This is a genomic window from Bacteroidota bacterium, assembly GCA_020402865.1.
Lineage (GTDB): Bacteria > Bacteroidota > Bacteroidia > Palsa-965 > Palsa-965.
The window spans coordinates 126,182-151,270 of the sequence record JADBYT010000008.1 but is presented as its reverse complement, the minus strand read 5'-3'; the positions used below and the strand labels follow the sequence as shown (position 1 = coordinate 151,270).

General features: G+C 47.5%; 15 protein-coding genes. 5 read left to right on the top strand and 10 right to left on the bottom strand.

The annotated features are described in order from the left end of the window. Window positions 1–148 precede the first annotated feature (148 nt). The 3 genes from IM638_06465 to IM638_06455 are packed head-to-tail and all read left to right on the top strand — an operon-like array spanning window position 149 to window position 6,497. Window positions 149–3,328: a PKD domain-containing protein gene (locus IM638_06465; protein MCA6362663.1), complete on the top strand. Its 3,180-nt coding sequence runs from the start codon at window positions 149–151 to the stop codon at window positions 3,326–3,328. Further along, window positions 3,328–4,347 carry a PorP/SprF family type IX secretion system membrane protein gene (locus tag IM638_06460; protein ID MCA6362662.1) on the top strand — a complete coding sequence of 340 codons (1,020 nt, stop codon included), beginning with the start codon at window positions 3,328–3,330 and terminating at the stop codon, window positions 4,345–4,347. The genes IM638_06465 and IM638_06460 overlap by 1 nt, the downstream gene beginning before the upstream one ends. Then, window positions 4,347–6,497 carry an OmpA family protein gene (locus IM638_06455; protein ID MCA6362661.1) on the top strand — a complete coding sequence of 717 codons (2,151 nt, stop codon included), beginning with the start codon at window positions 4,347–4,349 and terminating at the stop codon, window positions 6,495–6,497. Before IM638_06460 ends, IM638_06455 begins: the two co-directional genes overlap by 1 nt. Window positions 6,498–6,545: 48 nt before the next feature. On the opposite strand, the gene IM638_06450 is transcribed toward IM638_06455, so the two are convergent. From IM638_06450 to IM638_06425, 6 genes are all read right to left on the bottom strand, one after another. Further along, window positions 6,546–7,310, bottom strand: coding sequence for a response regulator transcription factor (locus IM638_06450; GenBank protein MCA6362660.1), 765 nt, complete (start codon window positions 7,308–7,310; stop codon window positions 6,546–6,548). A gap of 12 nt (window positions 7,311–7,322) precedes the next feature. Beyond that, window positions 7,323–10,265 carry a histidine kinase gene (locus tag IM638_06445; protein MCA6362659.1) on the bottom strand — a complete coding sequence of 981 codons (2,943 nt, stop codon included), beginning with the start codon at window positions 10,263–10,265 and terminating at the stop codon, window positions 7,323–7,325. A gap of 143 nt (window positions 10,266–10,408) precedes the next feature. Beyond that, window positions 10,409–11,686 carry a T9SS type A sorting domain-containing protein gene (locus IM638_06440; protein MCA6362658.1) on the bottom strand — a complete coding sequence of 426 codons (1,278 nt, stop codon included), beginning with the start codon at window positions 11,684–11,686 and terminating at the stop codon, window positions 10,409–10,411. 183 nt (window positions 11,687–11,869) lie between these two features. Continuing rightward, complete coding sequence (locus tag IM638_06435; GenBank protein ID MCA6362657.1) at window positions 11,870–13,567, bottom strand: L,D-transpeptidase family protein; 1,698 nt, start codon at window positions 13,565–13,567, stop codon at window positions 11,870–11,872. A gap of 160 nt (window positions 13,568–13,727) precedes the next feature. Next, complete coding sequence (locus IM638_06430; GenBank protein MCA6362656.1) at window positions 13,728–14,657, bottom strand: T9SS type A sorting domain-containing protein; 930 nt, start codon at window positions 14,655–14,657, stop codon at window positions 13,728–13,730. A 102-nt stretch (window positions 14,658–14,759) separates the two neighbouring features. After that, window positions 14,760–16,619, bottom strand: coding sequence for an ABC transporter ATP-binding protein (locus IM638_06425; GenBank protein ID MCA6362655.1), 1,860 nt, complete (start codon window positions 16,617–16,619; stop codon window positions 14,760–14,762). A gap of 329 nt (window positions 16,620–16,948) precedes the next feature. On the opposite strand from IM638_06425, the gene IM638_06420 reads away from it, so the two are divergent. Together IM638_06420 and IM638_06415 are read left to right on the top strand one after the other, a co-directional pair. Beyond that, window positions 16,949–18,025: a hypothetical protein gene (locus IM638_06420; protein ID MCA6362654.1), complete on the top strand. Its 1,077-nt coding sequence runs from the start codon at window positions 16,949–16,951 to the stop codon at window positions 18,023–18,025. 69 nt (window positions 18,026–18,094) lie between these two features. Then, a complete protein-coding gene (locus IM638_06415; GenBank protein ID MCA6362653.1) occupies window positions 18,095–18,931 on the top strand; it encodes a Bro-N domain-containing protein in 837 nt (278 codons plus the stop codon). A gap of 37 nt (window positions 18,932–18,968) precedes the next feature. Here the strand turns inward: IM638_06415 and IM638_06410 are convergent, their stop codons facing one another. The 4 genes from IM638_06410 to IM638_06395 all read right to left on the bottom strand — a co-directional run bounded on the left by IM638_06410 (window position 18,969) and on the right by IM638_06395 (window position 25,033). Beyond that, window positions 18,969–19,454 (bottom strand): LEA type 2 family protein, encoded by a 486-nt coding sequence (locus IM638_06410; protein ID MCA6362652.1) that lies wholly within the window; start codon window positions 19,452–19,454, stop codon window positions 18,969–18,971. A gap of 76 nt (window positions 19,455–19,530) precedes the next feature. Further along, the gene (locus tag IM638_06405; GenBank protein ID MCA6362651.1) at window positions 19,531–20,919 is read right to left on the bottom strand and encodes a dipeptidase; all 1,389 of its coding nucleotides are present in this window, start codon (window positions 20,917–20,919) and stop codon (window positions 19,531–19,533) included. Between the two features lie 114 nt (window positions 20,920–21,033). Further along, the gene (locus IM638_06400; protein MCA6362650.1) at window positions 21,034–23,535 is read right to left on the bottom strand and encodes a T9SS type A sorting domain-containing protein; all 2,502 of its coding nucleotides are present in this window, start codon (window positions 23,533–23,535) and stop codon (window positions 21,034–21,036) included. A 67-nt stretch (window positions 23,536–23,602) separates the two neighbouring features. After that, window positions 23,603–25,033 carry a gliding motility-associated C-terminal domain-containing protein gene (locus IM638_06395; protein MCA6362649.1) on the bottom strand — a complete coding sequence of 477 codons (1,431 nt, stop codon included), beginning with the start codon at window positions 25,031–25,033 and terminating at the stop codon, window positions 23,603–23,605. Window positions 25,034–25,089 lie beyond the last annotated feature (56 nt).

The following is a 25,089-nucleotide window of genomic DNA, read 5'->3' as shown; positions in this document are numbered from 1 at the left end:
GTTTTTATTGCTGCAAATACTGATAAACAGGTATAAATATGCACGAATAAAGTTGTGAAATGCAGGCTGTGTATAGATTACATGGTTGAAATTTGCGTCAATTTTTGTTTTGCCTATATTAGCATTTTCATACTAAAACCCTGATTTGTTGAAAAAACTGCTACCCCTGCTGCTGCTGCTGCTGCTGTTGCCTTTCAGTGTAAAGGCTACACACGTGGTGGGCGCATCACTTACTTACGAGCATTTGGGCGGCTCCACTTACCGGATTACGCTAAAAATGTATCGCGACTGTTTGCCAGGTAACTCTGCTTTTCCGGGCAGTGTGCGGGTAGAAGTGCGCGATACTGCAGGCAATTCATTTTCGCCGGATCGGGATATTACCATGAATTTCACTTCTTCAAGTGTGGTGAATCCGGCTATTGATTCCTGTGCCGCCGATCCCGGACTATGCCTCGAAGAAGCAATTTACACACGTGTGGTAAACTGGCTGCCGCCCCAACCGGGCGGTTATCACTTGTTTGTGCAATATTGCTGCCGTAACTACACACTGGTAAATGTCAACTCCAGTCCCATTACAAATCTTGGTACTGCGTGGTACACCTACATTCCCAACAATGCACAGGTTATCACAAACAGTTCGCCCACTTGGGTGCAGCCGCCGCCGGTTTTTGTGTGTGCACAGCAGCCTATTGATTTCGACTATTCAGCTACAGATCCCGACGGCGATTCGCTTGTGTATTCGTTTTATAATCCCTACGAAGATGATCCGCCGACGTTTGTTAACGGACAGTGTGTATTTCCCACAGTGGTTTTTCTTCCCGGCTTTGGAGTAACCAATCCAACCGGCGGCGCACCACTTACACTTGATCCGCAAACGGGTTTCCTGAGCGGCTCGCCTCCTTTTATCGGACAGTTTGTGGCCGGTATTCGTTGTGAAGAATATCGCAATGGTGTGAAAATTGGTGAAATTGTGCGCGACTTTCAGTTCAATGTGGTGTTTTGTCCGCCCATTGCGCAACCCATCATCGGCCAGCCTGCACAGGCTTGCTTGAGCAACAACAACACGATTCAGTTTGATAACCAAAGTACCGGTAATGCCTCTACATGGTTCTGGGATTTTGGCGATACCACCGTTACTACCGATACATCTTTCGCTTTCGAACCCGCCTACACTTATCCCGGCATTGGTCCTTACAATGTAATGCTGGTAATTAATCCCAATACACCATGTGCCGATACTGTTTTCCGGCAGGTCGAATTTTCAACCGTAACTGCGTATATCATTCCTGGAACCGACAGCGTATGTGTGGGTGATGCCGTGAGCTTTACTGATAGTTCGTCAACAAGCGGAAACGCCAGCATTACCGGTTATTGGTGGGATTTTGGCGACGGGAACCAGAGTACGGTGCAAAATCCGGTACACATTTTCCAGTCGAGCGGTACATACACCGTGCTGCATACCGCTACCAATTCTCTGGGCTGTCAGGATACTGTGCCTTATATTATTGATGTGCTGGCACCGCCTATTGCCCTTGCCGGATCTGATACGGTGGCCTGCTACAACAATGCAGGAGTAGGGCTTGGTGGTTCGGTGTTAAATGCTACAGGGGGAATATGGCTGGGGGCAGGTACATTTACGCCTTCGGCCTCCGTACTCAATTCTACCTATCAGCCCACTCAAACCGAACTCGATTCGGGTTATGCGGTACTTGTGCTGCAAACTACCGGCCCCACACTTTGTACGCATGATTATGATTCGGTGCGCATCAGCTTCGGCCCTGCGCCCACGGCAAACGCCGGAATTGATATTACCGTGTGCGTGGATACGCCTTATGTAAGTGTGTGCGCCACAATAAGCCTTGCCACCGGCGGTGTATGGTCAACCACTGGCAGCGGTACGTTCAGCACACCCAACCAGCTTTGCACCGATTACTTCCCCAGTCAGGCCGACCGCAATGCCGGCAGTGTGGTTATTTACCTCAGCACCACCGGCAACGGAAACTGCCTGCCTGTGAGCGACAGTGTACTGATTACATTTACAGCCACTCCTTCAATCACATTCACTGTACCCGATACAGCCTGCAGTAAGCTGCCTTTCCCTGTAATTGCGGCAAGCGGCACGGGCAGCGGCTACTGGACAACCACCGGCGACGGCAGTTTCCCCGGCGGCGATACAACACTTGTTACCACCTATCTTCCGGGCCCCGGCGATCTTGCCAACGGACAGGTGGCGCTTATTTTTAATACACTGAACAACGGTGGTTGCCGCCAGCAGCGTGATACGGTAATTGTGATTATTATTCCCGCACCCAACAGCTCATTCAGCCACACCAGCATTTGTCCTGACGTGGCAATGAACTTTACCGACCAGAGCACTTCAGTTACGCCTATTGTAAGCTGGCTGTGGAACTTTGGCGATACGCTTTCGGGCGCGGCAGACAGTTCGTCGCTTGCATCTCCCCAACATCTCTATCCGGCCGGTGGTTATTACTCGGTTTCGCTCACCACCATATCGGCAAATGGTTGTCCGGATACCGAAGTGCAGCAGGTGTTTGTATATCCTTATCCGCAGGCGTTATTCAGTACTTCCGGTTTCTGTTTGAAAGACGGTACGGTTTTCAACGACCTGTCAACTGTGGATACCGGTAGCGTGACCGGCTGGCAATGGTTGTTTGGTGATAACAATTCATCGACCCAGCAACAGCCGTTGCATTATTATAATGCTTCGGGCACTTATACGGTGAGCCTTATTGCCGTTTCTAACTTCGGTTGCCGCGATACAGTAACGGCGCCGGTTGATATTTATCCTTCCCCCACGGCACAGTTTACCTCCACGCCCTACGGATTTGGAAATACCACACAGCAAATCCAGTTCACCGATCAGTCGTACAACAACATTGTAAGCTGGCTATGGAACTGGGGCGATTCTACAGCAGCTTCAATTGTGCAGCATCCTTCACATGCATGGCAGAATCCGGGCACTTACACGGTTTCATTAGTGGTGGCAGATACGAATGGCTGCACCGATACCGCACTTGTGGATTACATCATTAGTACACCGCCCGATGTACCCAGTGGTTTCTCGCCCAACGGCGACGGACAGAATGATGTGTTTCAGGTTTTCGGTGGGCCGTTTACGAATCTCGAAGTACGCATATATAATAACTGGGGCGAACTGATTTACATCACCACCTCACAGGTTGTGTCGTGGGATGGCACGCGCGAGGGCATACCGCAGGCTGTGGGCGTGTACGTATATACAGTGCGGGCCACCACACCCGACGGGCGCGATTATTTCCTTTCGGGCGATGTAACACTTTTGCGCTGATGAAGAAAAGGCTAACTACATTCAGACTGAGCGGCGCAATGTTGATTTGTGTTGTGCTGTGTGGTGCACACAATTTGCGTGCGCAGGATTTTCACCTCACGCATTATGATGCGGCGAAAATTTATCTCAATCCGGCCATGACGGGTATGTTTGACGGGCGTTTCCGCATCCATGCCAATTACCGGAATCAATGGACGGCAGTTGCTACACGGCCATTTCAAACGGCGGCATTGGCATGGGATAAACCGATACGCCGCTACGGAGTGGGTGTGCAGCTGATGAATAACCGTGCAGGTGTTGGCAATTTCAATGTGCTGAGTTTAAATGCTTCGGCTGCGTATGATTTGCAGCTTGATGATGCCAATGAGCATCACGTGGCATTTGGCATGAATGCCGGTTTTACGCAGAAGAGTGTGAATTTCGGTAAGCTTACATGGAACAATCAGTACACGATGGCTAACGGGGGAAGTTTCGATCAAAGTTTGCCAAGTGGTGAAATGTTTGCGGGGAATGAACAGCAATATCTGCTTGATGTGAGTGCCGGTGCGTTGTATTACTTTGCCCGTGAACGTAGCCGGTTCAATCCGTTTGTCGGCTTTTCAGCTTTTCATCTGAACAGGCCGAATGAATCGTTTTTTGGAATGACTACGCGATTGCCGATACGCTATGTGTTGCATGCCGGCGGACGAGTGGGAATAAATGAACGTCTTACGCTGCAGCCTCGTTTCCTTTCGATGTGGCAACTCAATAACCGGGAAATGGTGCTTGGCCTGCTTGCCAATATTTACTTGCCAAACAGTGATTCATACGTAATTGCCGGTCCCACTTTCCGCACCCGCGATGCATTTATTTTCGAACTCGGACTCAAGCACGGTGAATATACCTACCGGATCAGTTATGATGTAAATGTATCCACGCTAAAACCGGCATCCAACAATCGTGGCGGTATTGAATTTTCTGTGGTTTATGTAGCCAAACGTAAATCGCCTGTGGTTCCACCTAACTGCCCCCGACTGTGATGAAACGTTTTTTGTTTTTTTGTTTCGCGTTTTTGTGTGCAGCTTCCGTTTCGGCGCAGAGCCGCCGCGACTGGATGGAGTTTGGCGATCAGGCTTTTCTGAAAAAAGATTACAAACTGGCGCTCACCTGTTATCAGCATGTAGTAACCTTTATGCCCGGCAGCGATCGTGATCTGGTTACACCGTATGAATGCAGGCCTTACGTTCCGCCCCGAAAAACAGTTGATTCAGCTGCGTTGAACAAGGCTTCGCAAAAGACAGATACTACGTCAAAAAAGCTTCCACCCGTGCAGGGGAACGATCCGCGTACGCGCTATGTCACACATCGCATTGCCGAATGTTACCGTTTGCTGCATGATTATGATAATGCGGAGTTATGGTATGCGCTGGCCGCACAGATTCCTGATGATCGTTTTTCGGAAGTGCGCTACTGGTATGGTGTTGCGCTCATGAACAATGCAAAGTACGATGATGCTTCGAAACAATTTGAAACGTATCTCGCTACCCTCCCTCAGGGCGATGCGCGTGTGGAAAAAGTAACACGCAACATCAACGGCTGTCTTTTTGCACTTGATTCTACTCACGTGAAAAAAGCAGTACGTACGTGGCTGCTTGATTCAGTAATTAATGCCGGAACAACTGCTTTTGCAGCTACGTATTACAGCAACTCTGATCAGTTGTTGTTTACCAGCGGGCGTATTGGTAACGTAAGTGCGGATGCGAAAAATAATCCGGGACTTGAAGCCTACACCACCGATGTGTATCTGGCTACACGGGTAAACGGTTTATGGCTTCCGCCGCAGCAGATGAAAACAAATCTCGGCGTGCTCAATACGCCGGTAAACGAAGGGGCTGCAAGTGTGTCGTTTGGTTTGCAACATCTGTTTTTTACCCGCTGGAGTGAAAACGGACAGGAATGTGCGATCTTTCTCAGCCGGAGTGTGGGCGAAGAATGGCTGGCTCCTTTGAAGTTAAATGCCTCGGTAAATACACCCGGCACCCGTGCCATGCATCCGTGTATGTCTAACGATGGCACCACATTATATTTTGCTTCCGACCGTGAAGGCGGTTTCGGTGGGCTTGATATCTGGTCGGTGCAGATAGATGAAAACGGTAACGCCTCGAATCCGGTAAATATGGGGGCACTCATTAACACAGCTGGTGATGAGATTACACCGTTTTTTCACTTTACCTCAGGTACGCTGTTTTACAGTTCAAACGGAATGGGTGGCTTTGGCGGTTTTGATATTGTAAAAACATCTTTCAACACCGACGATTCTACCTGGAGCCAGCCGCGTAATCTTGATGCGCCGTTCAATTCCTCGCGCGATGATGCTTATTTTGTGCTTGATCGTTTGCAGCAGGAAGGCTATTTTTCATCCGACCGTGAAAAGTGTTCAACCTGCGGGCCTGCCGGAAATGGTTATTGTTACCGCGCCTATCAGTTTCAGAACGAACCGTTGGTGTTCAGTCTCAAAGGCCATGTGTATAATGTGGAAACCAATGAACCTATCGGTAATGCGCTGCTTACGTTTAAAGACATACGCGGCGATCAGGAAACCTTTTATATCATTACCGACTCAGCCGGTTATTACGAAACTTCGCTTTCGCTGAATCAGGAACTTTATATCAAAGCCCAGAAAAATAAATTTTTTGGCGATGCCACCAATATTTCAACGGTAGGTCTTACAGACAGCAGGCAGTTCGAACATGATTTCTTCCTCACACCTATTCCTGCCGGTGAAATTGTAATTCCCGGTATCGAGTACGATTTCGACAGAGCCACATTAAGGCCCGAGTCGCAGAAAATTCTCGACGATCTGGCTAAGTTTCTTGAGCTGAACGACAACATCAGTGTGGAGATCAGTTCGCATACGGATGCGCGGGGCAGCGATAAATACAACGAACGCCTTTCACAGGATCGTGCAAAAAGTTGTGTGGACTATCTTATCTCTAAAGGGGTTTCAGCCGACAGACTTGTTGCCAAAGGTTATGGCGAAAAGCAGCCACTCATTACTGAAGCTGATATCAACAAACTTCCTACTAAAGACGAGCAGGAGTCGGCTCACCAGCGCAACAGACGCACGGCATTCCGTCCCATCCGTGAGGGTGTGATTATGGATAAGTGGGAAGGAAATATGCCAAAGTAGAGAATGCACATTATTGCAGTCGGTCCGGAAATCTGTTCGAGTACAGTGTTATATTTTTGACCGGTCTGTTGAGGCTTGTCCGGTAAGCAGTTGAAGTAATTCGTTTTTCTTTCTTCGCGCCACATCAATACTGTTGCCATTGCTCATCAGCACATAACCTCCGTCGCCTTTGATGTATTTCTCTACATGGCTGAGGTTGATGAGGAATGTATTGTGAACTCTGAAAAACTGATTGGTGTCAAGCTGTTCGTCATACTCTTTTAACGTACGCGAAACGGTGTGCTTTTTTCCTGATGTGGTATAGATGTGTGTGTAGTTGGAGTCCGCCTCGAGGTAAATAATTTGAGACCAGTCCACAAACACAATACTGTCCTGATTGGGAATGGCAAGGCGTTTTACCTGAGAAGGCGATTTGAGTTCGGCGGTGAGTGTTTCAATTGCCGTGCGGAAATGCAGATGATTACGTTTCGAGGCTTTATCCACCGAAGCCACAAGATCTTCAGGATCTATGGGTTTCAGCAGGTAGTCGATGGCGCTGTGCCTCACAGCCTGAAGCGCATAGTGATCCCAGGCCGTGGTAAAGATGAGTGCAAAATTCATGTCCTGCACATGCTTAATGACTTCGAATCCATTCAGAAACGGCATCTCGATATCCAGGAAAAGAATATCGGGTTTTAACCGGCGTATTTCGGCTGCCGCATCCGGTGCATGATGAATGAGTGAAAGCACCTGAATTTCCGGGCAATATTTTTTTAGAAGCAGCAAGAGTGCTTCGGCGCCTGTTTTTTCATCATCTACTATAATTGCATGCATGGTGTAGGGGTATTAGTGTAGTTCAGGAATTTGCAGAATAACAGTTGTTCCGGCCGGAGTACCATCGTCATGTGTTTTGTCGATGATGGTGGCGCTTATGTTTTTATTGTATTGCAGACGTATCAGCTCGATTCGTTCGAGTGTATTATTTACACCCACAGGTTTGTGTTGGCGTGGCGACAGTTGACGGATTTCCTCGGCGGCTTTTCGGCCAATCCCGTTATCATCAATATATATCCGCAATAAGTCCTCCACTCTTTCTACTCTGATTATGAGTTTGCCAGCTCCGTCGCGTTTATGAAGCAATCCGTGCCATATTGCGTTTTCAGCAAAAGGCTGAATCAGCATGGGGGCAATGAACGTAATTTGCGGGTCAATGCCTTCGTCTATCTGAATACTGTATTCAAAACCCTCCGAAAAACGAAGTGATTCAAGCTCAAGATAAAGTCTTATCGTTTCTGTTTCTTTTTCAAGCGTAATGGTTTCCTGTTTAGAATTATCAAGTACATTACGAATTAGTTTTGAAAACTTGGTAAGCGATTTATGTGCCGAAGAGGTATCGTCGCGAAGAATGTAGTGCTGAATTGAATTAATGGCGTTAAATACGAAATGCGGGTTCATCTGCGCGCGCAAGGCTGTCATTTCGGAAGTGATAATGCGACGGTTGATCTGGTTTTGTGTATTAATTTTTGAAATGCGCAGTTTAATCAGCAGTAATATGCTGACCACCGTGAGCAATATGCAAATGGAAATAAACCAGCCGGTGCGCCAAAATGGTGCTGCAATGTGAAAATTGAATCTGATTTTTTCCAGGCTTCGCTGCCCGTCGGTGTTTTCAGCCATCAGTTCAAATGAGTAGTTGCCCGGTGGAAGCGAGATAAACTGAACGGACGTTGAGTTTGTGCGACTCCAGTTGCTGCTCAGTCCGGTTAATCTGTAGTAATAAGTAAGGTTACCGGGATTGCGATAATTCAATCCAAAGAAGTGAATGGTAATTGTATTTTCATTGGCACTGAGAGCGGTGGTGCCGCTCTGCATCTTAATCGGTTTATTGTTTATAATGATTTGTTCGAAATATAAACGAGGAACGGAAGTGTATCGTGATGCTTCACCTGCTTCAAAACTAAATAACCCGTTGTGACTCATCCCCCAGATCAACGTGCCTTTTTTTCGCACCCGCAGTACTTTTGTTTGCGGTAATCCGCTGTCTTTTCCGAAACGTTTCACTATCCATTGCTTCCCAGCTTTGCTAATTATACTGATGCCATTTTGAGTAGCTACAATTACCGAATCATGTCCAGCCATAAAAATGTCGTGACAAATCATACTACTCAGCCCGTGGGCGGTAGTTATTGCGGTTGCCTTTTCCCTGTCATAGATGAGCACACCTCCGCCCTTGGTCGCCATCCATAAATGCCCTGAAGTGTCGAATTCTAAATCGTCAATTCTGTTTTTTAGTAAAGGATCTTTCTGGCCGTGATAATCCCATTTTCCCTGTTCGTATTTCCACAAGCCGTTTATGCAACCTGCCCACAGTATTCCATTGCTGTCAATTACAATTTTATTCGTTCGCGTTGGAGTCCAGATCAATTCTTCTACAAGCTGGGTAGCCGGATTTACCTTAAATATTGCGCTTCCGTTTACCAGATAGGCCTTTTTGTTGTAGTAAGAAATGGAATAGGCATAGAATTCACTTTTTTTCGATTCATGGATCGGATAAAACCTGGGTGTTTTCCCTAAAACGAGCATTTGCGATCGCGTACTGGCAATAATGAGTGTGTCGGGTGAAATAGCCAGTATATCAAGGATGGTAACAGGACTTGGAATAATTTCATTTGAATAATTTCCGTCTTTTCCTCTATGCGTAATAATTAACTCTTTTCCTGAAACAGAAGCCGAAAAACTTGTATCGCCAACGTATGAAAATGCCCGAGGGAAACTGTTTTCGTTTTGCTGATGTCCGGTGTAGGCTTTATAGGCAGGTGAAGGAATATAATACACCCCATTTGCAAGTGTTGAAAACCATAATCCCTGACTTTGGTCGATGCATACATCGGTAATTGTGGAAGGGCTGAGAAAATCGGGAATAACAGGAATGCTTTTTTTACCGCAAAACTGACTGTACACACCGTGCTCATAAATTCCAAGCCAGCCATTCCGGCTTTTATCGATACAGAGACAGGAGCAGTATGAGGGAAGCGGTTGGTATTGTACGAGTGATTTATTTTTTATTTCGGCCGCAGCTTTTACAGTGGCTATGAAGTAATGATCAGGAGCAATTTTACAAGCACGTATGTGTGTGTGGTTAATTGAATCCGGTAGTTCAATAATCTGATCGGGTTGGTTATGCTTGTAAAAACGTATCGTATTCCGATATAATTTTGATGTATTGATTTTGTATAACGCACCAAAACCCACTACAGGTGTTTCCGTACCCACATCGTACACAAAAAAGTCGGACTTAGTTTCATAGGGTATCCAGCTTACATCTTTTTCCGAATAAGGGGGCACAATTTTTATGATCCCCTTTCCGAAATTAACGCCACAGTAAATTGTATCATTTACCGTAATAGTAAATGAACTTATTACACCTACTCCGATATTATTAAATATCCACTTGTTGGCCGCAATGGTATGCACACTGTCGTTCTCAATGTAAAAAAGCTGACTTGTAATGGTATAAAACCAGATGCGGCCCCGATGATCTTCCCTGATGTTCATCACGGTGTTGTCTGGCAAACCCTGTTCAGACGTGAAATGTCTGAAACGATACCCGTTGTAGGAGCAAACTCCAACATCAGTGCAAAACCACATTAGTCCTTTTGAATCTTCAAACACTTTATACACTTCCATCGAAGGAAGTCCGTCATTTACCGTGTATTGAATAAATGCAGGCTGCTGGGCATGAAGCGTATGGCATAAAAGCCATATTGCCGGATACAGAAGTACCGGCAATCGTAAGCGAGTAAATATGGGATATCTGTTTCTCAAAACTTTATTTACATCAGCTATGATACATAAAAACCATGAGTTTTTGCGGCCGGGGCTCTTTTTTGAAAAAGAACAGCCGGAATGGCTACCGGCTGTTCATGTATTGATCAGCGAGTGAGAATCATGCGACGGCTTTCGGTTTCTTTGCCATCAACAACAAGACTGTAAATGAACATGCCGGCATAGAGTTCATTGCCTTCAATGGTGATGCTGCCATTTCCGGTGCCCTGAATCGGAATCCGTTTCAGTTGTTTGCCATCCATGCTGTAAATAATGCACTCTGCCGATTGTGTATGTTCGGGCAGGAAGTAGCGTATTTCAGTAGAAGTGCTGAACGGGTTGGGTTGATTTTGGTAAAGCAGTGCTTGTCCGCTTTGAGGTAAAGCACCAGATTGTGTATTACTGCGCAAGGCGGCAAGCTCGGCCTTGAGGTTTTCTACTTCATTCTGGGTGGTGCGAAGTTGTGATTCGAGCTGATTATAGCCATCACCATTGGGCATAATGGCGGTTTGGTTGCTGCGGTACACATAACCGCTGTCGTCAACTACCAGAATACGGCCTGTGCCGGCGGGCAGATCAGCTAAACGGAGTCCGCTTTTGGCCAATGTCAGACCGGCACCGTTAACCAGTCCGCAATTTACATCCAGTGTAGCAAGCGGACGATAGGGATAAGTAAATCCAATGCTCATCCGTCCGTCGCGGCGGGCGGTAATTAAACGCGTCGAACTGCCATTTACACTCGATACGAATGCCTGCACCCAGTCGCCGGTACCATCATTGTCTGTACCGATAATCCAGTCGTAATTGGTGTTGTTTGTGTTGAACGAAATAAATGCTTCATACGTACTGTTGTCCGGGCGATTGATATGGTATCGGCAGGTTCCGTCGCCGGTAGCATTTACATCAAATTGCGTAGAACCGGCCAAATGCAAACGACGCGAGGCAAAGGGCGCAGTTATGTTGATACCCAGTGTGCCGCCGGTAGTGAGCACCATTTTTTGCGTACCGTTTGTGCGGAAACGAAAATCCTGCAGGTTGTTTGTGCCAATGAAATCGGAAGCACCGGCCGTATTTCCTGTAATCAGCCATGAGTTTGAGCTGAGTGTGGATACATCGCGATAAGCTACATTACCTGATGCATCCGTTACAAGCACGCGTGTCAGCGTATTGTTTAACCCAAGTCCGTCAAAGCGGAGTGTGCCGTTGGTGTGAAACAGGGCTGTGGGCGATGAAACACCTATACCCACGGTGAGCGGTGTGAGCGACGGAGTAGAATTATATGCAATCAGACGGTTTCCCGACTGGCCAAGCCAGCCCTGGGCATAGAGGCCTGAACAGCCTGTAAGTATAGCTGCACAGGCAGCCAGAAGACGTGTAGTTTTCATGGGATAAATTGTTTTTGATTTGTTGTTGCAGAGGTGGACGAACGTTCAAAGACCACTTAACGGCAACAAATCTATATCCATGAAAATCGTTAGCCTAAGCCCAATGAGTAACTGGCGGCCGCAGTTGAGTTGTGTGCAGGATAATTGAGTGAATAGTGCGTAACAGGATTAATCTGACTCAGCTTACTTCTTTTTTGCAGCGACTTCTTTTTTGTCTTCTGTTTTTTCACCGTACAGTGTGCGGATCATACGTTTATCCCGGTCGTAAATATCCGTGTATAGTATTATTCGTCCTTCACTGTTTGGAATACAGGTAAAATAGCGCACGTGAATAGGAATGGGTTTGCGTACGGCAAGCGTGCGTTGTTTTCCTGATTTCATATATACATCGAATGTATCGCTTGGCATTTTCACACTGTCTTCACGGATAAGATAGTATGCAAGTTGCATATAGTTTTCGAGGCGCATGCAGCCGTGGCTCAGGGCGCGTGTTTCGCGGTTGAAATAGCCTTTGCTGTTGGTGTCGTGCATATATACACCATGCTTGTTGTTGAAGTTGAACTTTAAAATACCAAGTGCGTTATCGTCGCCGGTTTTCTGGCGAAATTTGTAAGGCAGGTTGTTCTGGCTGTACTTTTTCCAGTTTACGGTGTTCGGATCTACAATATTGCCCGAACGGTCAAGCACTTCGTAGCGGTTTTTGCGCAAGTAGGTACTGTCTCGTTTCACATGGGGCAGAATTTCTTTTCCGGCAATACTGTAAGGCACGTGCCAGTATGGGAAAAGAATCATCTGATTAATCTTGCTGTCGAGTTCAGGCGTTTGTGTTTTTGGGGCGCCCACCACAATTCTCGATTCCATGATCATCGAATCGCCATCCATAACGTGCATTCTGAATTCGGGAATATTCACCCATACATAGCGTTCTTCCCGTTTGGGTTCAATTCGCCAGCGTTCGAGTGTGGCAGCCATTTGGCGGATACGATCCTTATAAGTTACATTAAGTGCGCGTACCGTATTGCGGCCTGCTTTTCCATCGGGTTCAAGACCTACCCGGCGTTGAAATGATTTTAAGCCCCCGGCCACCGCCAGTGAGTCGGAACCGTTTCGCGAAGTATCGAGATCGTGTCCGTCCACAAGACGTTTCACCAGCGCCTCCCGAAAAGCCAGTGTGTCTTCTTCAATCTTTGGCAGTACTTCCCAGTTTTTTCGTTCAAACTCCTTGCGAAAACCGGGGATAAATGCGCGCAATGCTTTGTATTCGGCATATTGTGGCTCCATAGCCCTGAACGTAACCGCAGGCGATTTTTGCTTCAGCGCGTCAGTAAGCACGGCTACTAAATTCGTGTCCAGAATTTCCGCACGCCACTGCCGTTCTTCCGCCGAGTCGTTTTGCATACGGCCTACCGATACATGTACCGCAAAATTGAAGAAGGCATCAGTGAGCAGAATCTCACTGTGGGCAAGTTTATTTATGCTGTAATCTTCTTTCACCGAGTCGTAAGCCGTGCGTGCCAGACTATCAATCAGTCGCGCATGATAGTCAGCCGGTATTAGTCCCCAATCTTCAGCATTGAGTAATAGCTCACGCAACGAATCTCCCGCAGGAGTAAGTGTGCCCGAGGCTGTCCATACCGGAGCAAACCCGTTTGCCTGATAAAATTCTTTGATAAGTCCCGGTGTGGTTACCGCGTTTCCGTCAATGTTTACATTACCACTTCCCGGAAAATCCGCTACATGTTCGCTGAGGTAATTTTTCACAAGCTCGGTTACACGTGCAGGGTCATCCTCAGTAACCTGTTTTTCATTCTTGGAAATAGGTTCATTACACGATGTAATAATCCACAATAAAAGCAGAGGAGGTAAAAAATGTGTTTTCATGTAGTGTGTGCCGGAACAAAATTAGGAAAAACCACCCGGGGGCAAGTACAATTTTAGTTCCAGTTTTGGGAGTCTGACTCAGTTAACTCCTCATTTATGGGGAAAAACAAACGCCTCACCGGTTTGACGGTGAGGCGTTTATGTTTTTTTTAGACAGTAATTAGTGGCTCACATTGAATTTGCCACGGCTCAATATTTCTTTTTTCTCGTCGAGAATAGTGTAGTTATATACACCGGCGGCCATTTTCCAGGCGTCGGCATTCACTTCGCCGTTGTCAATTGCATAACGGGCAATTTCGCGGCCCGTCATGTCAAAAACCACTACTTCGCGGGCGGCAGGATTGTTTGTGCGGATGGTGGTAAACTCAGATGCCGGGTTGGGGAATACATTCACGGCGTTTAATACCATCGGATCATTCATGCCCACCCAGCCGGTAAGGCTGATATCATCCACAAACATTGAGCTGTTTACTTTGGGGTATTCATCATCTGTTGCCGAACATGCAATTACAAACGAATCGGGCTGTACATTGAGGAAAGCCGGATCGTAAAAGAAAGGCATGTTGTAAAGTGTCCAGTTGGATACAGCAGTACTAATTACGGTTCCGGCTACGCCAATGGTGTCGCGTCCTGAGCCGTTCCAGCGGGTCAGTGCGGCAAAGAAAAAGCAGGAGTCACCAGCTGCGGCAGGTGCATAGCGCATATATGACGAAATGCTGGCGGGACGTGCGCTGTATGCAAAGCCGGGGAAAATGCCCTGAGTAGGGAAAAGGGTAATGGTGCCGGTAAGGGCAATGCCAACAGTATCAGGAATCTGGCCCACAGCCGGGTTACTGGTTAATGCTGCGCTGGTAATGCGCATACAATAGGTGCCGCCGTGCGGGTTGTTTGATTCGCGGAACACGGTTATGGGGTTGCCGCCAAGTAATACATTCGACAAAATATTTACAGTTGCCCAGCCCTGCGGGTCATTGTAGGCCGGAGGGCCGGCCTGACTGGTCCATGATTCGAAATCCATGGTGGGCATCTGAGCCATTGCTGAAGTGCCGAGTACTGAAACGGCAAAAAGAGAAAGTAAGGTATGTTTCATTTTTTTTAGTTGGGTCGTGTATGACTGATGATTCAAATATACGCATAAGCCGGGCATCTGACGAGTAAAAAAAGCCCGGCTCTTACCCGTTCATCAGGTAGTTTATACAAAAACCTGCATGTCGTAGAGCTTTTTATAGGCTCCGTGTTGTTCAAGAAGTTGTGCATGGCTGCCGCGCTCGATGATCTTTCCGTGTTGGAGTACCACAATCTCATCTGCATGCTGTATGGTACTCAGGCGGTGCGCAATGATGAGTGAGGTGCGGTTGCGCATCAGGTTGTTCAGGGCATCCTGCACCAGCCGCTCCGAGCTTGTATCAAGCGCCGAGGTGGCCTCATCGAGTATGAGCAGGGGCGGATTTTTGAGTACGGCGCGCGCAATGGCAATTCGTTGCCGCTGCCCGCCCGACATTTTGCTGCCTCTGTCGCCAATGTTGGTCTGGTAGCCATCGGGCATGGCGGTAATAAAATCGTGCGCATTGGCTACACGGGCGGCGGCTTCAACCTCTTCCTGCGTGGCATTTTCCACACCAAAGGCGATGTTGTTGTACACCGTATCGTTAAAGAGTATCGACTCCTGCGATACAATGCCCATGAGTGCGCGCAAATCGTGCAGGCGGAAATTGCGGATGTTCTGGCCGTCAATCAGTACTTCGCCTTCGGTTACATCGTAGAAGCGCGGCAGCAGATCAGCCAGTGTGGTTTTGCCTGATCCTGATTGCCCCACCAGCGCAATAGTTTTGCCTTTTTGTACTGTTAAATCAATGTTACGCAGGGCATATCCGTCATCGCCACGCGTGTAGGCAAACGATACATTGCGGTACTCAATGGCTTGTTCAAAAGCCTGCAACGGAACTGGCTGCGGCGGGTCGCTGATGGTTTCTTCGGCATCCAGCACGGCGTTTATACGGTCGGCCGAGGCAAGGCCTTTCTGCACGTTATTATAAGCCTGCGAAAACTGCCGCACCGGCGTAATAAGTTGCGAAAACACCACCACGTAGCCGAAAAACTGCGCTGCCGGCAGCGTACCATCGCCATACAGCACAAGGCGGCCGCCGTAGTACATAATCACGGTCATTACGCACACAATCAGAAACTCGCTCAGCGGCGAAGCCAGATCAATGCGGCGGTAATTACGCACCATGATGCGGGTGTACTCGTCATTTTCGTTTTTGAAACGATCGCCTACTTTTTTACCCGCGTTAAAGCCTTTGATAATGCGCAGCCCGCCCAGCATTTCTTCCATAAGCGAAAGCAGCAGTCCGAGTTTGGCTTTTGCCTTGTGCGAAGTTTTTCGCAAACTTTTGGCTACAATAGCCAGCAAACCGCCCACCACCGGCGTGGCCGCCAGCACAAACAAGGTAAGTTCGGGGCTGGCCCAGATCAGGTAAATAAGAAAGCCGATAATGGTAACAGGCTCGCGGAAAATCATTTCGAGTGAACTCATAATGCTCCACTCAATTTCCTGTACGTCTGCAGTCATGCGGCTTATCAGGTCGCCTTTGCGTTCGTTGCTGTAATAGCTCAGCGGCAGGCGCAGGGCCTTGTCGTACATTTTATTGCGCAAATCGCGCACCACGCCGTTGCGGATGGTGGCCAGCGAATACATGGCCAGGTAGCGGAAAAGGCTTTTAAAGAAAATGAAAATTACTGCCGCAATACAAATGTAAATGAGCGCCTGCATTTTGGCCGCAGGCATATCGGCTGCACGGGTAATATACTCGGCCAGCTCGTAATTTACACGCGCCACAAGGCTTTTGGGCGATGTGATTTCAGGTGCACCTGCCGCCGCCACTTCCGCCAAACGCGCATCACCACCCTGAAACAAAAGATCCAGCAGCGGCATAATCGTAAGCAGCGAAAGCAAATTGAATATTACCGAAAGAATGTTGAAGAAGATATTCATGCCGGCATTACGCCAGTAACCATCCACATACTTCAGTACACCGAAGAATTTTTTCATCGGAAGCAAAGATAATCGGAATGCCGGTGGCTTCGACAAGCTCAGCCTCCGGCATTGTTACCGGTGGCTTCGACAGGCTCAGCCTCCGTTACTGCTCAAGGTGGCTGAGTTTATCGAAGCCACCGGGATATTACTTCTTCTGCTGATCAGATGCAGGCACCTGTTCCTGTTTCAGTTCAAACAGAATTAGAGTGATTTTTTTAAGCCAGAAAGCCGCTGACTTGTTTGTTTTAGGTATTGTCTATCAGTGTTTTAGTTGTTCTAAGTGGCGTTTTTTTAGTTTGTTGGGTATATTCGAAATAAATTGAAAGAAATCAAAGTGTTTTATTATGAATAGGAAAATCTGTAGAAGTATTGTCTTCAGTAAATCGCAACTCAAAACGCAATTAAAATTTGGTGATTATTTCCAAATTTATCCTTGTGAATTTAAAAATTCTCCAGTCTCTCCATACTGTAGTGATTTTCCATTGGTCATAGAATATTATGTTGATGAAGTGACTGAAGTGAAACTTCCTGATGAGTTACAAGAATTATCGCCTTGGCTCCTTGAAAGTACTCAAAAAACTAATCAGTTAAATCGGTTATTGCGATTATTGTCGGTATTGACAAATCATAGATTTTTTGTCAACCAAGAAAGTGAATTTAAATGGGGTATAGCTTTACCAAGCCATGAATTGAGCGAAAATGAGAGAGAAGACTTTAAAAGAGCATCAAGTCAGACATTTTTCCCTAAGTTTTACTATCCGAGTATTGCGGATGATTTACGCATTACCGATTTTTCAGAGCAACAATCTCCTAATGCAAAGTTGATTGCACATAGTGAATACTATCGACGTGTTCCAAGTGATGATAGAAGTATAGAGATAAATTTTCCGAACACAATTTGTCAATCAGTTGACAAGTATTTTAATTTAGATAATAGTAGAAAAAAAGTTACAAATTCCGTCATTCATCTTATTTGTAATGGTATAGAAATTAAAGACAGGATGAAGAGTTTGTCTTTCCTATCCTTTGTTTCAGCTATCGAAACAATCGTGAATTATGAATTCAAAAGCAAAAATAAAGGAATAGAATTTGAATGTAATGACTGTCAAACAATAAAAACTTCGCCATTCACTTGTTCTAAATGTCAAAGGCCTATTTGGGGAATTAAAACAAAATTCAAAGAGTTTTTGAAGACTTATGTTTCAGATACATCTAAATCAATAGAAAAGTATAATAAAATCTATGATCTTAGGTCAAAAATTGTTCATGCAGGTGTCTTGCTTTTAGGCGATGAGGAAATTGACTGGGGAGAATCTGTAAATGCGGATAAACAATACACAACTTATAATGAGTCAATGCAACTTGCGAGGCTAAGTTTATCTAATTGGTTACTAAAAGGAGCAAATAATATATCGGTTTGAGCAGCTTTAGAGTAATATAACACCAAATATTTTCATTTACTGATAGAGTTTGACTTAAAAAGAAAAAGTATGAATTCGATTAAATTATTTGAAAGCAAACAAATCAGAACAGTTTGGAACGAATCTGATCAGAAATGGTATTTCGTTGTTGCTGATGTTGTGAGTATTCTCACCGATACACCTAATCCAGCGGATTACATTAAAAAAATGCGCAAAAGAGACGAGTTGCTTTCTCAAGGGTGGGGACAACTTGTCACCCCCCTTCCTGTAAGCACAGCTGGTGGTAAACAGAAACTGAATTGTGCTCATGCTCAAGGTCTTTTAAGAATCATTCAATCTATTCCGTCACCCAAAGCTGAGCCATTTAAACTTTGGCTGGCACAAGTTGGTGCTGACCGGTTAGATGAAATTGAGAACCCTGAACTGGCGACACAACGAACCAGAGAATTATATAAACTTAAAGGCTATTCCGACGCTTGGATAGAAAAACGAATGCGGAGCATAGCCATTCGTGAAGAACTTACTGAAGAATGGAAAAACAGGGGCGTTAGAGAACAAATAGAATATGCAATACTAACCGCTGAAATTTCGAAAGCAACATTTGGCTTGACTCCTTCTGAGTATAAGAAAGTAAAAGGATTGAAGTCTGAAAATCTCCGGGATCACATGAATGATCTTGAACTGATTTTTTCAATGTTGGGTGAAGCCTCTACAACAGCTATTGTAAAAACAAGAAATCCCAAAGGATTTGCCGAAAATCGAATTGTAGCCAATGAAGGCGGATCAGTTGCCGGAAAGGCAAGGCGTGATCTGGAGCTAAAAACCGGACAAAAAGTTATTACTAACGAAAATTACTTAGCAGAATCCAAACAAAAAAAGTCCATAAAAAAAGGCAAGAAGAAATAATCAGTTCAAGGTAAACCCATTCAGACAGCTCCACATCTCACTTCTTCTGATGATCAGACGCAGGGACCTGTTCCTGTTTCAGTTCAACCGGGAAGGTCTTTCTCAATCCTAAAGCACCCGCGCGTATCCATCCTTTTACCTCCACATTAGCCTGCTTCTGTGCAATTATCTTAATGAGCGCCGGGATGCTGCGTATTACATCAGCTACTTTTGCATTTACTTTTACGTGATACACGTCTTCGGTTTTGCGCTTAATTTTAACTTTCTCATTAATTGTCACTTTTCCCAGATCAACTCCACCCACTTTTATTTCAAGTTCCGAGCCAAACAGGGTAAAGGCAATGCCGTTCGGGTTGTCGATTTTCATTCCCAGATCGAGAATAACCACGCCCTGAATCGGATCAAGTTTCAAAAACTTGATGCCTTCGATGCCTTTGGGCACAATAGGTTTCAGGCCACAGCCGCTGAGGGTGAAGACAAGTGGAAGAAGCCACAGCAGTGAAAAGCGACGTACAATTTTCATGACTGGTATTTTAGTGAAAACGAAAACCGGCACAAGATAGTACCTGTGCCGGTTTCGATAGTGTTAATGAATGCAATTACTTGCTGCTGTTTACATAATTTTTGTAAAACAGCGGAATGGTTTCAATGCCTTTGAGGTAATTGAACACGCCGTAATGTTCATTGGGCGAGTGCAGCGCGTCTGAATCAAGACCAAATCCGAAGAGGATAGAATCGAGGCCGAGCACGCTTTTGAAGAGGGCCACAATGGGAATGCTGCCACCACCACGCGTGGGCACCGGCTTTTTGCCGTAGGCTTCTTCCATGGCCGCACTGGCTGCGCGATAGGCATTGGAGTTGGTGGAAACCACCACCGGCTCGCCGCCGTGGTGATACGACACATTCACTTTCACACCGGCCGGAGCGATGCTGCGGAAATGCGCGGCAAACTTGTCGGAAATTTCTTTCGAGGTTTGATCGGGCACCAGACGCATCGAAATTTTGGCGTAGGCTTTTGAAGGCAGTACGGTTTTAGCACCTTCGCCGGTGTAGCCGCCCCAAATGCCGTTTACGTCAAGCGTAGGACGAATGCCGGTGCGTTCAATGGTTGTATAGCCTTTCTCGCCGTGTATGTCGTTAATGTCGAGATCGCGTTTGTATTCTTCCAGATCAAACGGCGCACGGTTAAGTTCGGCGCGTTCATCGGCACTCAGCTCAGCCACATTGTCGTAAAAACCCGGAATGGTTACACGGTTGTTTTCATCGTGCAGCGAAGCAATCATTTTGCAAAGAATGTTTACCGGGTTTGCCACCGCACCGCCATACACGCCTGAGTGCAGATCGCGGTTGGGGCCGGTTACTTCCACTTCCATGTACGAAAGCCCGCGCAGGCCCACGTCAATAGAAGGCGTATCGTTGGCAATGATTGATGTGTCGGAAATCAGAATCACATCGGCTTTGAGCTTTTCCTTGTGTGCACGCAGGAAATCGCCGAGGTTGGCCGAGCCAACTTCCTCTTCACCCTCAATCATAAATTTCACGTTGCAGGGAAGTGTGCCGGTTTTCAGCATCACTTCCAGTGCTTTTACGTGCATGTACATTTGTCCTTTATCATCGCACGAACCACGTGCGAAAATAGCTCCGTCGGGGTGCTTGTCGGTTTTGCGGATTACCGGCTCAAACGGCGGCGATGTCCAGAGATCCAGCGGATCGGGCGGCTGCACATCATAGTGGCCATACACAAGCACAGTGGGCAGGTTATCGCCCATGCGCTTCTCGCCATACACAATCGGGTGGCCGGGCGTGGGAATGATTTCTGCACTGTCGGCACCTGCGGCAAGCAAACTGGTTTTTACCGCTTCAGCCGTGCGTTGCACATCAGGCGCGTATTTCGGATCGGCACTCACCGAAGGAATACGTAATAATTCGAAAAGCTCGTTCAGAAAACGGTCTTTATGCTGCTGGATATAATCGCGTTGGGTTGACATGCCACAAATATAAGCCGCAACGTGCATATCTCCTTCCTGTATTGATCATGAAAAAATGCCCGTTGTCAGTTGCAGTGCTGACAACGGGCATTCGGGCCTTTCGGGCTGGTTAAATTAATACAGTACGAGTTTTTGAACGTTTACTTCGTTTTGCTGTTGCACGCGCACCATGTACACACCTTTAGCCAGTGTGCTCAGGTCGAGTGTGCTGCGCTGCACACCGGCAGCGGCCTGCGTTAGCAGTACCAATTCGCCCTGCGCATTCCAAATACTTATTTCTGCCGGTTTGGTGTTTTCCTGTGGCAGCGTGATGGTAATTTCGCCGTTTGCCGGATTGGGATATACAGTAAACGTATTGGTTTGAACAGGCTGCTGCGCTGTGCCAAGCGGTGTGGAAAGGTCCGCTTCCCAGATACCACGTCCATACGTTCCGGCGCGGAGTTTCATGGTGGGGTAATAAATTTCGAGATCCGTTACCGATGTTTTGGGTAACCCCGTACCCCATGCCATCCACGTATTACTCAGCGTATCGCGGGCAAACACGCCGGCATCCGTGCCCACATACACCACGCCACCCGGGCCCTGCTGATAAATGAACGTATTCACCGCCACGTTGGGCAGGCCCGTACTCCAGTTTTGCCACGTGGTACCGCCGTTTATGGAATGAAATACTTTAGACGTACTTACATAACCGCCTCGCGTAATCCATACTTCCTGTGCATTGGCCGGGTGTATGGTAATGGAGGTAATGGGCGCCGTGCCGGGTACTGAAACGGTTGACCAGCTTCCGCCCCGGTTCGTGGTTTTGTAAAGGTTATCGCCTTCCGATACAAAAATGATATTTGGGTTGGAGGCCGAAATCATCAGGCATTCGAGCGTATTGCCACCGGCAATGTTGCTGCTCAGCGCAGTCCATGTATTGCCCTGGTCGGTGGTTTGCCACACATCGTCGTAACCGGCCACAAGGGTGAGATGGTCTGATGGATCGAGCATGTAAGGAGCTACCCAGCTTCCGTTTGGTGTGCCCCCGGGTATGTTTGCGCTTATTCCGTTGTAGGTGTCGTTGGTCCACTGATCGTATGAACGGTAAAGAATGCCGTTTATGTAAGTGGTGTAAATGGTATTGTTGTTTACCGGGTCAATGGCTACTTCCATGGCATCGCCGCCGTTGGTGGCACGCCACTGGCCGTTGTTCATGCGTAGGCGGCCGCCGTTGTCCTGTGTGCCGCCAATAATGAGTTGTGCGTTGGTGCCGGATGCCGCAATTTTGTAAAACTGCGTGATAAGGAGGCCGTTTGAAAGTTCGGTAAATGAATCGCCGCTTTCGGAGTAGCTGTACACGCCGCCATCGTTGCAGAAATAAATCATGTTGGGATTGAGCGGGTGAAAAGCCACGTTGCGCTGGTCGGCATGTACTTCGGGATAGGGCGGGTTGTAGAACCAGTAGCTTTTCGTGTTCCAGTTGGCGCCGCCATCGGTTGACTGATACACATACACGGCGCCGCAGTATATAATGCTGGCGTTGTTGGGCGAAATAAGCAGGATGTCGGTTTCGGGGCAGTCTGAAACGTAGTTGAGGTTTGCGCCGTAGTTGTAAGATACGTACAGGGGTTTGTTTCCCGAAGAAAGCTGTACAGCCAGCATGGCCGCATTGGCCGGTGTTACAGCAATGCGAATCCAGTTGTAATTTTGCGCAAAGCTGCTGAGTTGTGTCCATGTGGCGCCGCCGTCGGTTGAGCGGAATACTTCGCTTGAGCCCCAGTAATCGTGCAGGGCGGCATATACGTTTGAAGTGCCCGGCTCCATTTCCACATCCGAATAGTAGCCGGCACGCACTACAGTCCAGTTTGTGCCGCCATTGGTGGTTTTGTAAAGGCCGTTTGAGGTGGCGGCATAGATGATCTGCGCATTATTCGGATCCATTACCATGCCCGAAATAGCACGCCCCTGCGAAAGCTGCCAGTTTAAACCGGTTACATTCCATGTAGCGCCGCCGTCGGTACTTTTGTAAATGCCGAGGCTGTAGTTCCACCAGCCCTGATGGTCGCCTACGGAAATGTAAAGGGTGTTGGGATTGGTAGGGTCCACAAGGCAGCTTCCAACGCTTACGTAAGGCAAAGCATCGGTGAGCGGTGTGTAGCTCTGGCCGCCGTCGGTTGTTTTCCAGAGGCCGCCAATGGGAGCGCCCACAAAAAACGTGTTTGCATTGGTAGGATGAAAGGCAATGCAGGTGGTGCGGCCCATGCCGTTGTAGCCGCCATCGCCCACGGTTTGCGAAATGAATGTCCAGGGCGGATTTACAGCCACCCGCTGGTTGCTGCGCATGGCATCGGCTTCGGCCTGTGCGGCCACCACATCAGGGAAATTGCCGTTCTGGTCGAGGCGGGTGTGCCAGTACCATTTCCAGCGCTGGTAGGCATGATAAGCATTGTCGGTAAACGGCGGCGCATTGTTGGCTGTGGCTACCGGGCCCTGACGGCTCCAGTGCGCATCAGCTTTTGCACAGATTTGCGCAAAGTTGTCGCCCTCATTTACTCCTATTTGCTGGCGGAAATCCTGTGCTGCCAGATTCAGCATCACAAAACAGCCGGATAAAATTGTCCCGATTTTTTTCATAGCCTGAATTTATGCTGCAAATGGCAAAATAAATCAAGTGGCGGTAAAAGTGGTCAGTATTTGCAAATTATCGGATAATATTTACATGACCGGTTTTTTTACGGCGGCTGAGCGAACAGTTGGTTTGATATTCGACCACATACACATAGGTGTCTTGCTGCACCACATTGCCGTTGCAGGCGCCGTTCCAGCCGGTGGCAGGGTCTGATGTTTCGAAAATATGCTCTCCCCAGCGGTTGAAGATTTTCAGATTGAAATACGAAAAGCCTGCGCTGTAAGCAGTAAATAAATCGTTCAGGTTGTCGCCGTTTGGTGTAATTGTGTTGGGAATGTAAACAGGGCCTTCGCTCAGCGCGGCGTCAATATTGATGGATGCTCCCGATGTAATGCACGCACTGTCGGGCGAAAAAAGCTGATACTGATAGTTGCTGTTTGGTGCAACACCAGAAGCCACTACCAGCAGCGAATCGCCGCTCACAACAGATCCGTTAGGCAACAGCCACTGGCCGTTAAGCACGCAGTTGCTTTGTGGTAAACTGGCCGTAAGCCACACCGGATCGCCACATTGCGCAGGGCCGGTAGTAACAAGCTGCACCTGTGGCTGTAAGGCATTAACCGTAATGCTCAGTGTATCGCCCGCACTTTGCGGCGAACAGGCATTGGGGCAACCCGCAGGGGCATTTACAATAGCAGTGTATGTAGTGGTGCTGCATGGTGCGGCGGTTACACAGTTGCCGGTAACGGTGTTAAGTGCAAATGCCGGCTGCCAGTTTACGGTGGCACCCTGCGGCAAATTGGCTACACATAGCTGCGTGCTGCCACACCAGTCAATGGGATTTTGTGTGCTGCTTATAGTGTAATTGCCACCGCCCGAACCGGGTGGCGTAATGCGGATATCATCAATTTGCAATTCGTATTGCAGGTTATTGATGGGCGGCCCCGACATGAAGGGATAAATGAGCAGCGTGTTGAAATTGGCTGTGGGTGTAATGGTAAAACTTAACTGCACCCAGTTCTGGTTGTTGATGAACGACGAATCAATCAATTGCCCGGTTACATTTTGCGGCGGCAATGAAAAACCATTCTGGTACTCGGAAAAATTATTGGTCATCCAGATTTGCAAATGTCCGTTGCCGGTAATGGCATTGGTATTGCGTACCCAAAAACAAAGCTCATACGTTTGCCCCGCCTGAAAATTGTAGCAGGTAAACACACCCTCGCCACCACCCGAATACGACCACATCCAGATGGAGCAATTATTTGTACTCGTCGGACAGTCGTTGCCAAACAGTGTTGGCGTGCCGTGCGATACATACCAGCCGTTTACCAAATTTCCCGGGGTTGAGTTCATATCGCCATTGGGTTGCGGTGCACCTACTTCGTTATTCACAATACAGTTTGGCGGCACCGTGCAGGGCGATTGCGCCTTTACCCGCATACAGAATGAAGCAAAAGCCAGTATCAACAGAAAGAATAACCCGGGTTGTTTGTGGCTCATGGAAATCGAATCGGATTTAACATTGAGTTATTTCAACACATTAACAACCGTTAAGG

Bases quoted from the DNA above. Each gene is read 5' to 3' on its own strand.
- IM638_06460 (MCA6362662.1), top strand. From the start codon at position 3,328: ATGAAGAAAAGGCTAACTACATTCAGACTGAGCGGCGCAATGTTGATT.
- IM638_06455 (MCA6362661.1), top strand. From the start codon at position 4,347: ATGAAACGTTTTTTGTTTTTTTGTTTCGCGTTTTTGTGTGCAGCTTCC.
- IM638_06450 (MCA6362660.1), bottom strand. From the start codon at position 7,310: ATGCATGCAATTATAGTAGATGATGAAAAAACAGGCGCCGAAGCACTC.
- IM638_06440 (MCA6362658.1), bottom strand. From the start codon at position 11,686: ATGAAAACTACACGTCTTCTGGCTGCCTGTGCAGCTATACTTACAGGC.
- IM638_06435 (MCA6362657.1), bottom strand. From the start codon at position 13,567: ATGAAAACACATTTTTTACCTCCTCTGCTTTTATTGTGGATTATTACA.
- IM638_06430 (MCA6362656.1), bottom strand. From the start codon at position 14,657: ATGAAACATACCTTACTTTCTCTTTTTGCCGTTTCAGTACTCGGCACT.
- IM638_06425 (MCA6362655.1), bottom strand. From the start codon at position 16,619: ATGAAAAAATTCTTCGGTGTACTGAAGTATGTGGATGGTTACTGGCGT.
- IM638_06420 (MCA6362654.1), top strand. From the start codon at position 16,949: ATGAATAGGAAAATCTGTAGAAGTATTGTCTTCAGTAAATCGCAACTC.
- IM638_06415 (MCA6362653.1), top strand. From the start codon at position 18,095: ATGAATTCGATTAAATTATTTGAAAGCAAACAAATCAGAACAGTTTGG.
- IM638_06410 (MCA6362652.1), bottom strand. From the start codon at position 19,454: ATGAAAATTGTACGTCGCTTTTCACTGCTGTGGCTTCTTCCACTTGTC.
- IM638_06405 (MCA6362651.1), bottom strand. From the start codon at position 20,919: ATGTCAACCCAACGCGATTATATCCAGCAGCATAAAGACCGTTTTCTG.
- IM638_06400 (MCA6362650.1), bottom strand. From the start codon at position 23,535: ATGAAAAAAATCGGGACAATTTTATCCGGCTGTTTTGTGATGCTGAAT.
- IM638_06395 (MCA6362649.1), bottom strand. From the start codon at position 25,033: ATGAGCCACAAACAACCCGGGTTATTCTTTCTGTTGATACTGGCTTTT.